The organism is Calothrix anomala FACHB-343, from assembly GCF_014696435.1.
GTDB lineage: Bacteria > Cyanobacteriota > Cyanobacteriia > Cyanobacteriales > Nostocaceae > Aulosira > Aulosira anomala_A.
In genome coordinates, this window is record NZ_JACJQG010000122.1 from 1 (window position 1) to 11689 (window position 11689).

7 protein-coding genes are annotated in these 11689 nt (G+C 41.6%); 3 read left to right on the forward strand and 4 right to left on the reverse strand.

All coding sequences use genetic code 11. The features are described from left to right. Nucleotides 1-146: 146 nt before the first annotated feature. On the reverse strand, nt 147-1043 hold the full coding sequence (gene miaA / locus H6G08_RS36030) for a tRNA (adenosine(37)-N6)-dimethylallyltransferase MiaA (protein WP_190551985.1): 897 nt from the start codon (nt 1041-1043) through the stop codon (nt 147-149). A gap of 263 nt (nt 1044-1306) precedes the next feature. On the opposite strand from miaA, the gene gyrB reads away from it, so the two are divergent. Further along, nucleotides 1307-3244 carry a DNA topoisomerase (ATP-hydrolyzing) subunit B gene (gyrB, locus tag H6G08_RS36035; protein WP_190551987.1) on the forward strand — a complete coding sequence of 646 codons (1938 nt, stop codon included), beginning with the start codon at nt 1307-1309 and terminating at the stop codon, nt 3242-3244. Nucleotides 3245-4852: 1608 nt separating this feature from the next. Next, nucleotides 4853-6031, forward strand: coding sequence for an RNA polymerase sigma factor RpoD (rpoD, locus tag H6G08_RS36040; RefSeq protein WP_096645380.1), 1179 nt, complete (start codon nt 4853-4855; stop codon nt 6029-6031). A 564-nt stretch (nt 6032-6595) separates the two neighbouring features. Here rpoD and H6G08_RS36045 read toward each other — a convergent pair. Further along, on the reverse strand, nt 6596-6778 hold the full coding sequence (locus tag H6G08_RS36045; protein ID WP_190551989.1) for a CAB/ELIP/HLIP family chlorophyll-binding protein: 183 nt from the start codon (nt 6776-6778) through the stop codon (nt 6596-6598). 621 nt (nt 6779-7399) lie between these two features. Then, entirely contained in the window at nt 7400-9901 is a 2502-nt protein-coding gene (gene gyrA / locus H6G08_RS36050) for a DNA gyrase subunit A (RefSeq protein ID WP_190551990.1), read from the reverse strand. A gap of 227 nt (nt 9902-10128) precedes the next feature. Here gyrA and H6G08_RS36055 point away from each other — a divergent pair, with 227 nt between their 5' ends. Next, the gene (locus H6G08_RS36055; RefSeq protein ID WP_190551992.1) at nt 10129-10527 is read left to right on the forward strand and encodes a response regulator; all 399 of its coding nucleotides are present in this window, start codon (nt 10129-10131) and stop codon (nt 10525-10527) included. Nucleotides 10528-10674: 147 nt separating this feature from the next. Here the strand turns inward: H6G08_RS36055 and H6G08_RS36060 are convergent, their stop codons facing one another. After that, nucleotides 10675-11559: a tetratricopeptide repeat protein gene (locus H6G08_RS36060; RefSeq protein ID WP_190551994.1), complete on the reverse strand. Its 885-nt coding sequence runs from the start codon at nt 11557-11559 to the stop codon at nt 10675-10677. Nucleotides 11560-11689 lie beyond the last annotated feature (130 nt).

Genomic DNA, 11689 nt, shown 5'->3' on the forward strand with positions numbered 1-11689 from the left:
TGGGATATGCTTTACTCATGTTGCTCTCTCGGTGCTGTCTACTATCTATTCACAGCGTATACCGAGAGAGCTTTTTTACAATCTGTCCGACTTTTCAAACATCCTCTTAATTAGTAAGGATATCTGTAAACCCGCCCGTACAGTTGTCATTTGTCCATAAACTGCTTGACGCGCTGCAAAACTTTTACAAATAAATCGGGATCGTTTGCATTAAACCACTCAATTTGCGGATATGCTTTAAACCAAGTGCGTTGTCGCTTGGCAAATTGTCGCGTATGTAAAACTATTAATTCTTGCGCTGTTGCTAAAGAAATTTCACCAGTTAAATACTGCTTAATTTCTTGATATCCTAAAGTATTTAATAACGGTAAATCAAAACCATATTTCTCACAAAGTCCATCGACTTCAGCCACTAATCCATCAGCGATCATTTGTTCGGTACGCTGGTGAATGCGTAGCTGTATAGCTTCCGAATCGCAATCTAAACCAATTTGCAAAATCGGGTAATTTGGCGGCTTCTCACCTTGTTGGGCAGAAATAGGTATTCCCGTAACATAATACACTTCCAAAGCTCTTAAAGTCCTGACTGTGTCATGAGAATGAATTTTTTGTGTAGCAATAGGATCAACTTGCTGCAACATAGCGTAAAGTTGATTTTGATCGATTTGTGAAAGTTGCGATCGCAATTCTAATTGCGGTGCTACCCTGGGAATTTTCATTCCTTGAACAATAGAACGTATGTATAACCCTGTACCCCCAACCAGCAATAAAGGAGAACTAGAAATAGAAGCAATTAAATCTTGCGCTTTTTCTTGATAATCTGCTACCGTCATCGTGTCTGTTGGCGCGCAGATATCTATTAAATAGTGCGGCACTAATTTTTGTTCTGCCAAAGTCGGCTTGGCTGTACCAATATTAAACTCGCAATAAACTTGGCGAGAATCGGCACTGAGGATCGCAGTACCCAATTCTCTCGCCAAAGCCAAAGCCAAACCCGATTTACCCGTAGCCGTTGCGCCACAAATCACCACTAATTTAGTCATTTGTCAATAGTCAATGGTCAATAGTCATTTTTGAGAGACGCGATTAATCGCGTCTGTACAATTATCTTTTGTCCCCCTTGTCTCCCTTGTCCTCCTTGTCTCCCTTCCCTAGCCCCTATCCCCTACCAGGGATGCAATCCCTGTATAAACCTCCCACAAAAATGCCCTACAGACGCCAGCAAGGCTTTTGTGTTAAAATTTTGGAGTGATTTGACTTTTTCACTTTTTCAGCGATTTTAACCCCAAGCATCAGGAGAATTTTCATGACGAGCAGTTACAGTGCCGATCAGATTCAAGTTCTGGAAGGTCTGGAAGCCGTCCGCAAACGACCAGGTATGTACATCGGTTCTACTGGTCCGAAGGGACTCCACCATTTAGTTTACGAGGTCGTAGATAATTCTATTGATGAAGCTTTAGCTGGTTACTGTACCCATGTGGAGGTAGATATCAACGCCGATGGTTCTGTAACTGTAACAGATGATGGTCGTGGGATTCCTACTGATATTCACCCCAAAACCGGTAAGTCAGCGTTGGAAACGGTTTTGACTATATTGCACGCCGGTGGTAAATTTGGTGGCGGCGGCTACAAAGTTTCTGGAGGATTACACGGGGTAGGGATTTCTGTTGTTAACGCCTTATCGGAATTTGTAGAAGTTACCGTTTGGCGAGATAAAAAGCTTCATCTCCAGCGTTATGAAAGGGGTATCCCCGTTACTGACCTGCAAGTCAAGCCTGACAAAGAAGCTAGAACCGGAACTTCTGTAACTTTTCTACCTGATACACAAATTTTTACCACTGGTACTGAATTTGATTATATTACTTTAGCGGGTCGCCTGCGGGAATTGGCTTATCTGAATGCAGGTGTCAAAATTACATTTACTGATAACCGCCTGGAACTGCTGAAAAGCGATACCCCCAAGATAGAAACATACGAGTATAAGGGCGGGATCAAAGAGTATATTGCTTACATGAACCGCGAAAAGCAGCCTCTACATGAAGAAATTATTTATGTGCAGGGAGAACGCAGCAATGTTCAAGTAGAAGTAGCTTTGCAGTGGTGTACTGATGCTTATACAGATAATGTTCTCGGATTTGCCAATAATATTCGCACAGTTGATGGTGGTACCCATTTAGAAGGTTTGAAGGCGGTTTTGACAAGGACGTTAAATGCGATCGCCCGCAAGCGTAACAAAATCAAAGAAAATGAACCTAACCTCAGTGGCGAACATGTTCGCGAAGGCTTAACAGCAATCATTTCCGTCAAAGTTCCCGATCCGGAATTTGAAGGACAAACTAAAACCAAACTTGGTAACACTGAAGTCCGGGGAATCGTTGATTCTTTAGTTGGTGAAGTTCTCACAGAATACTTAGAATTTCACCCCAGCGTCGCTGATGCGGTTTTAGATAAAGCCATCCAAGCATTTAAAGCGGCTGAAGCAGCGCGTCATGCAAGAGAGTTGGTGCGCCGCAAATCTGTACTAGAATCATCGCCATTACCAGGAAAATTAGCTGATTGTAGTTCTCGCGATCCCGGCGAATCGGAAATCTTCATCGTCGAAGGGGATTCAGCAGGTGGCAGCGCTAAACAAGGACGCGATCGCCGTACCCAAGCTATCCTCCCTCTACGCGGTAAAATCCTCAATATTGAGAAAACCGACGATTCCAAAATTTATAAAAATAATGAAGTTCAAGCCTTAATTACAGCACTAGGTTTAGGTGTTAAAGGCGAAGAATTCGACGCTTCCCAACTGCGCTATCACCGCATAGTAATTATGACCGACGCTGACGTAGATGGCGCGCACATCCGGACTCTGTTATTAACATTTTTCTATCGGTATCAACGAGCGTTAATTGAACAGGGTTTCATTTATATTGCTTGTCCGCCACTCTATAAATTAGAACGGGGACGCAATCACGAGTATTGTTATAGCGATCGCGAATTACAACAAAAAATTGCCGCCTTTCCTAGCAATGCTAATTACACCATCCAGCGTTTTAAAGGTTTGGGGGAAATGATGCCAGAACAGCTCTGGACAACGACGATGAACCCAGAAACTCGCAAAATGAAGCAAGTAGAAATTGAAGATGCAGCCGAAGCCGATCGCATTTTTACAATTTTAATGGGCGATCGCGTCGCACCCCGAAGAGAATTTATCGAAACCTACGGCTCTAAACTCAACTTAACCGATTTAGACATCTAAATTCTGCTAATAGTTAACTTTCTTGTAGGTTTATTGCATTAAATTACAGGGCGCGGCGATCGCGCCCTATTTATTTAGTAATTTGCAACCTTTCACCATGAGTTGCTGTCTCCAGACTTTCAGTAGCCCTTATAAACCACATACACCAGAAAACATAAAAATCTCTCTTTCCCATGCCCAATGACGCCAGTTGCTTCAACGTAGGAAACCCGCGCAACGCACTGGCTCCCCAATGCACAATGCACAATGCCCAATGCCCAATCCCCAATGCCCAACAATGATACTTGATTGATACAATAGATAAACATAAATTACAAAGCTTGTAAAATTCATTGCAATTCTTGAATACATATAAAATATTTTTTGTCAACCTATGGTTTTCACGTGCAGCGATCTAGCATAGGCAAGTTTCCTGACTCATCTCTATTTGATGAGAAATAAAAAACACTTCATGGATATCCGTATATTTTTCCCATCAACAGGAAAAGTATTTGTTATCCTGAAAGAGCAAAGCTTAAATTCATATAATTCAAAAGCATTTGCTATGTAGCTTTAAGATTAATCAATCAAACTCAGTCCGTTGGAATAATGAAAAAAAAGTATTAAACTTTACAAGTATTTTACTAATGAGAGATTCTCAACTAAGTATCCAACCCACAATCTAGATTTTCAATTATTTAAAGAACAAATAATCGATCGTCTACGATGTCAAATCTTTAATGAATTGATTAAAATATCGTTGGATACAATAGGAAAAGTTTGTCAAGTTTCATAGGGCTGAAATCACATTAGTGCGCTAACGTGTGAATAAGACCAAATTAGTTGCATCTTCATCGATCTGCTATCAGGCTGATTCCACCGTTACCTAAACTCCTTAGTTGCGGTAACTAGTACACATAATCTACTCCAGTCCAAGGCAAACATTATCATAGTTGCTGTATCTACCTAGCGGGATATTTCACTTAGCTTCACGAACTGAGTACTTTATGAAGGAAATGTAAAAATACCTGCGCTATTGCTTCTCACTTGAGTTAATATAAAATGCGCTGTTTCTCAGTAATTCATGTTGTGCATTCTACTTAGAAACTAGCATCAACAGGTTTACTTACCTTTTAAAGTAATGACAATGCCACTGCAATTCCAAAAAGTTTCGGAAAAGATTGAAAGGTATGACTACCATTTTGAAGTTCTTTTTGATAATAGTGGCTTTACCTCTGTTAGTGGCTAAAAGATTAATACACAAAAAGAGTGCAATTTCTGTGAAACAGGCTACAATCGGAACAGTCTTTACGGAAAAAATCTGCCCACAGTTATGTTTATTTAACTGCAGTGGTAAATTTTTTTATCAAGACATGTCTTTTTCGAGACAAGTCAGTTAAAGGTAGTATGCGGTGAAAATACGCATAACCTTTACTAAGATGAGTAAGTCAGCTACAAGCGATTTCCATACTTAGTAAAAACTCTTCCCAAAGAGAGAGAAAATTCCCGAAAATATATCTGGCAACTCAGCCAAAAAAAGATTTTCGGTAATAAATTTGCTCAATTAATAAGAGCAGTAAACACAACATCTTGAGTAATTGATTCTGCAAGGAGCATGAGGAACGCGGCATGAACCAGGCTAACAACGTACTCGAAAGCATTTATCAGCCTGACCTAGAAATGATAAATCAGCCCGATCTCGAGTTAGATCCATTGTTAATCGACGACGAAGTCGATGAGGACTTATTACTCAGCGATGAAGGCGAAATTGATGAGTTTTTAGAGCCTCAGTCTGATGAGGACGACGCAAAGTCTGGAAAAGCCGCTAAGTCGCGTCGTCGGGCACAAAGCAAGAAAAAGCACTACACAGAAGATTCGATTCGGCTTTACTTGCAAGAAATTGGTCGAATTCGTTTGTTGCGGGCAGACGAAGAAATCGAATTGGCGCGTAAAATCGCCGAATTATTGGAATTAGAGCGGATTAGAGAAAGGCTTTCCGAACAGTTGGATCGCGATCCTAAGGATAGCGAATGGGCAGAAGCTGTGCAATTGCCATTGTCAGCGTTTCGCTACAAGCTGCATATTGGTCGCCGGGCAAAAGATAAAATGGTGCAATCCAACCTGCGCCTTGTAGTTTCAATTGCCAAGAAATATATGAATCGGGGCTTATCCTTCCAAGATTTAATTCAAGAAGGAAGTCTTGGTTTGATTCGCGCTGCGGAAAAGTTTGACCATGAGAAAGGTTATAAGTTTTCTACCTACGCTACATGGTGGATTCGCCAAGCAATAACCAGAGCAATTGCCGATCAATCGCGGACAATTCGTCTTCCTGTTCACCTTTACGAAACCATTTCTCGGATTAAGAAAACTACCAAGTTGCTTTCTCAAGAAATGGGACGTAAACCCACTGAAGAGGAAATTGCTACCCGCATGGAAATGACAATTGAGAAGCTACGCTTTATAGCTAAATCGGCTCAATTGCCCATTTCTTTAGAAACACCAATTGGTAAAGAAGAAGATTCTCGCTTAGGTGATTTTATTGAATCTGATGGCGAGACACCAGAAGACCAAGTTTCTAAAAACCTGTTGCGCGAAGACTTAGAAAAAGTCCTCGACAGTCTTAGCCCTCGTGAAAGAGATGTGTTGAGATTGCGCTACGGTTTAGATGATGGTCGGATGAAGACCTTAGAAGAAATTGGTCAGATTTTTAACGTTACTCGCGAACGTATTCGTCAAATTGAAGCGAAAGCACTCCGCAAGTTACGTCATCCAAATCGCAATAGCGTTCTCAAGGAATATATTCGCTAATTATTAGTCGCTGGTTATTAGTCATTTATCTTGGCTAATGACTATAACCAAACACAAATTAGCAACAATCAAAAACTTCATCCGCTTGGGGGTGAAGTTTTTTTATTTGGTCATTTGTCATTGGTCATTTGTCATTGGTCATTTGTCATTGGGCTTACCTTGTGTAAACCCAACAATTATAAAACTTTGATGTGTTGGGTTACTCTACGGGAAGCCTCTCCGCGTCTATGTCCCTGAACCCAACTTATACCAATTCTCCAAAATAAAGTAACACATAGAAAGCAGGGGAGCAGGGAGCAGGGGGAGAATTATCTGTAGCCAGAATTTAGAGAAATGGCATTACATCCACTGACAACTGACAACTGACAACTAACAAACCTGCAATAAAGAACCTGGAGATGTTTTTATCCCCAGGTTTTTCATTTGTAGTTAATTTTGTATTTTAATGCTTGAACAACAGTCTGACGGCAAAAGTTTTGAATCCAAAACTATTTAGCTTGACAACTGTTAGCTATTGACTTGTCCTAAAAGTAATTTGAGAATCTCAAATCCACAAAATTGGGATTAGAGAATACCCCAGAAATGTAGGAAGCCTTTACCAGAAAGTAGCTCAATTAAAGCCGCAGCTAAAAAGCCGATCATGGCTAAACGACCGTTCCAAATTTCTGCTTGGGGAGTAAAACCCCAACGCCAAGCATTACGATCTTCAACTACAGGAGCGGTAATTGTTTTGGTGGCATTAGTCATGGTGGATACTCCAAAGGGTATGTAATAAGATTTATTGGCTTATGTAAACTAATATAACAACTATCCTCATAATTGCAAGGATATATTTGTAGTTTTGTTACTGAAACTTGACTCAAGAAACAGTAACTGATATTCAGGAGCCTAAATATCTATCTCTAGATGTAGGAAGGCAGTTGATCGGCAAGAGAAAATATTGCGTAATTATACTCAGAAAAATCAATAAATTCTGCCCAAATTTAAGCTGGGGGCTGAATTGACATTGCTTGATATGGAACAATGCAATTTTTATTGAAATTCTTTTGCAACTATTTTACCTAATCCGGGAAGATTTGCTCAATTGCTAACAATCGTAACGACACAAAAGTCTGTTGTAGAGACATGAAATATCAAGTCTTTACACAGTATTTGCACGATTTTTTAGCAAAACAATCTGGCTTTTATTCTCAGGAATATCAATATTTGTTTACAAATTTGATTGCAGAATATTGCCACAGCGATCGCTAAATTATTGGGCATTGGGCATTGGGCATTGGGCATTGGGCATTGGTATGTTCTTTCCCATGTCCTATTCCCTATTCCCCATCCCCAAAAACTCCACCCACAAGGGAATGGAGTTTTTCATTAACGCACTTCGACAACGGTGATGATTTTTTCATCGCGGTTGAGTTGGAGAATGCTTTCTCCCTTGGCGTCTCTATTTAATAGGGGTACAGTTTCTACTGGTATGCGCAATACTCGTTCTTTATTTGTGACTAAGGCGATTTCCCCAGAAGCGATCGCTCCTACCATTCCGGCTAAGTTGTCGGTTTTGCTAGCGAATTTGAGGTATTGAGTCCCTAAATCACCGCGATTGGCAGATCTGAGTTGACTGACAGGAAAACGCTTTGCATATCCTTCTTCGGTAATTAGTAGTAAGTCTTCTTGTTCGTTCACCGTGACACAGCCTACCATTTGCTGATGTTTAAGCATTCGTAGGGCTTGCAATCCCATCGCCGTGCGTCCCATGATGGGTAGTTGTTCGTCATTTACGGGGAATTTTAATAAACGTCCGTTGGAACTGGCGACAATTAGATGTTTGCCTGTAGTGGTGAATTGGCTTAATAATAATTCATCGTCGTCTTTGAGTTTGACTATCGTTACACCGCGTCGGGTGAGGTTAGCCAATTCTTCTAAGGCTAGGCGTTTAATTCTTCCTTGTTTTGTTAACAGAATAATTTGCGTAGTATCAGCATTTTCTGGTAGCACAAAGCGATTAATCACCGCTTCTTGAGTACCTTGGGCTGTACTACTCAACATGGTAATTAGGGGTGTTCCCTTGGGCGAACGTCCAGTAATGACGGGGATATCTCCTACTCGCACTGGATAAACTTTACCGCCACTGGTAAGGACTAATAAATCTTGGTGGGTGTCGGTTGACTGAGTTTGAATAATAAAATCATGATCGTTTAAACCGTTGTCAGCTTTGGGTTTTTTCCCGTTGGGCTGAATTCGGCGCACATATCCCCGTTGAGTAAATTCTAAAATTGCTGCTTCGGCTGGTTGGGAAGATTGAGGACTGTCTTCATCTTCTGCGGCTGATTGGCGAGTTTTTCCTTTTTCTTCTGGCTTCTTAATTTCCGCCGTAAAAGGTACGAGTTTGGTACGACGCGGATCGCTGTATTTGCGCTTGAGCGATCGCAAATCTTTTTTCAGTGCTTTAAGTAATTCTTTGCGATCGCTCAGTAATCGCCGTAATAAATCAATTTGCTCTGAGAGTTGTGCAAACTCCTGCTGCAAATTCTGCTGTTCTAAGCTGGTTATACGGCGCAATGGCATAGCTAATATCGCATCTGCTTGCACTTGGGTTAAATTTAACCGACTACAAAGGCTAATTTTCGCCGTGCTACCATCAGCAGCTTGGCGCAAAATTTCAATGACGGTATCAACGTGAGCTAAGGCTGAGAGTAAACCTTCTACTAAATGCAGACGACTTTCGGCTTTACCTAACTCGTAACTGTAGCGCCGAGACAGAGTTTGCTCGCGGAAACTTAAAAACTCCTGCAACAGTTGGCGCAAGCTTAACTGACGGGGTTGTCCATCTACTAAGGCTAAGAGAATCGCCCCAAAGTTAGTTTGTAAAGCGGTTTGATGATATAAATGCTGGAGAATTTCTTGGGGGTTGGTATCGCGTTTGAGTTCGATAACTACGCGCATTCCTTCGCGATCGCTTTCGTCGCGAATATCAGAAATTCCTAACAAACGACCTTGATTAACTAATTCTGCAACCTTCTCAATCCAGCCTGCTTTATTTACTTGATAAGGTAATTCTGTAATAATGATTGCTGTGCGGCGTTTGCTACCACGAGTAGGTGCTATCTCTTCTAAAGTTGCTACTCCCCGCAAGACAATCCCACCTTTCCCTGTGGTGTATGCTTCCTTGATTCCCGCATCACCAATTATTTCTCCGCCTGTGGGAAAATCCGGGCCGGGAATTAATTCAAATAATTTTTCATCAGATAAATCTGGGAAGTCTATTAAGGCGATTAAACCATCAACAACTTCCCCTAAATTATGGGGAGGAATATTTGTCGCCATACCTACAGCAATACCAGCACAGCCATTAAGTAATAAAAATGGTAACTGTGCTGGTAAGACTGTTGGTTCTTGCTGGGAATTATCGAAGTTACCGATAAATTCTACAGTTTCTTCGCCAATTTCTGTCAGCATTCCCTCATGACCAATGGCAGCGAGGCGGGTTTCTGTATAACGCATCGCGGCGGGTGGATCGTTGTCCACGCTACCGAAGTTACCATGTCCTGCTAGTAAGGGGTAGCGGCTAGAAAATTCCTGTACCAGCCTAACTAAGGCGTCGTAAACCGCTTGATCGCCGTGGGGATGGTATTTACCTAGCACATCCCCTACCACACGGGCGCATTTACGATAGGGTCTATCTGGTGTCAAACCCAGTTCGTGCATTGCATATAAAATCCGCCGATGCACTGGTTTTAAGCCATCGCGCACATCTGGCAACGCTCGCCCTACAATTACGCTCATGGCATATTCTAGGTAAGACCGTTGCATCTCAGTGTGCAGGGCTGTGGTGATTACCTGTCCCGTTGAGAGAAGGTTTAACTGTTTTGCCATGAGCTTGTTCCCTGAAATTTAACTACACAAAAGTCGTTTTAAATAAACGCTGCAACAACCACAGCATAACGGATGAAAGGCTATTTCTCACCAAATCTTGTTAGTCAGAGGATAAAAAGCAGTAGTATTATCCTTGATGACGGGGAGACACATTGAAGACTAAAAAGGAGGCAGACAACTGTTTTGTTCAGATGTTTATCCCCCCCATTCTCATAAGTTAAATTCTCATGAAAACTGTTCTGATTGTAGAAGACGATTTAATCAATGCTCGCGTTTTTTCCAAGATTTTAACCAAGCGCGGGGGCTTAGATGTTAAGCATACAGAAAATGTGGACGAAGTCATCACAATTGCTCAAGCTGGTGATGCAGACCTGATTTTGATGGATGTTTCTTTGTCTCGAAGTGTCTACCAAGGTAAGTCTGTTGATGGTATCAAAATTACACAAATGTTAAAAGCTGACCCGAAAACAGCACATTTACCTGTGATTTTGGTTACCGCTCACGCTATGGAAGGCGATCGCGAAAACTTCTTGAAACAAAGCGGTGCTGATGGCTACATCTCTAAGCCTGTAGTTGACCATCAACTTTTTGTTGACCAAATTCTGGCACTTCTACCCAAAGAATAAAAGCAAAGAACTGGTGGCTAACTCTCAGCAATCCTCGACTTGCGATTACTTCAGTATATATGTACTATAAACACTGTGAGTTCGGCAAGTGGTAATGAGTGGTGGGTAAAAGCAGTTCCAATTACCAATTGCCAAATTACTGTTTAACTATTGAGCAGGTGGCTGGTTGGAATTTAAGGGACTTTCCCCTTGCTGTAAAGCTGCTTGAATCCTGGGTAACTCCAGGAATTTTTTGGTATCTGATAGTAGCCGATCGCCCCAAAGATTTTGTTTGAGGAAATCCAAATCACCATAGCGCTGATCGATGCGCAAAGCTTGTTCGCCCATTGCTAAACCCTGTTGGCGATCGCCTTTAGTGTATAAAGCCACTGCTAAGGCTAATAAAGGTTCGGCTGCTTGTTTGTCCAAAGATACAGCAGTTTGCCATTGCTTGATTGCGCTTTGGACATCACCCTGTTCGTATTGAATTAAGCCAGTGTTGTTAATTGCTGGCCAAAATTTCGGATCGTTGGAGACAGCTTTGTTATATTGCGCGATCGCATCTGGTAAGCGACCAGTCATATAGTAAGCATTCCCCAAATCAAATAAACCTTCTGGATCGTTGGGTTTGATTTTCAAGCCAGCTTGGTAACTAGCAATAGCTGCTGGATATTTCTGCTGCTGAAAGTGCGCCGAACCCATTGCAAACAAAGCATCAGCATTTTTGGGATTGAGAGATTGGGCTTTTTTGAAAGCCGCGATCGCCTCATCAAACTTTTTGCTTTGGAGATGCAATCCACCCAATAAAAACCAAACTTTATCATTTTTTGGAGCCAGTTGACTAGCTAACCTAGCTCTAGGCAAAGCTAACTCAAACTGTTGAAACTGTCCTAACTGTGCTGCCTCTTGCGCCAAGCTCAACCCTTGTTTTTCCAATTTTCCTGCATCAAGTTGCAGTGTATGGGGTATTAAGGCCTGTGCTTGCGCTGCTTTTGGCATACTCCACAAACTACAGACAACGAGAAAAGAAATCAATCCTATTTTTTTAGGCACGCTACCTCCTCTTACCCACGAATCAAACAATCTTTCAGCTAGCTTAAACGATCTCCACTCTAGACGAAAAGCAAACTTTTCGTTAAGAGTCAAGAGTTAATCTTAGATGATTTTAAAAAGATTGGGCATG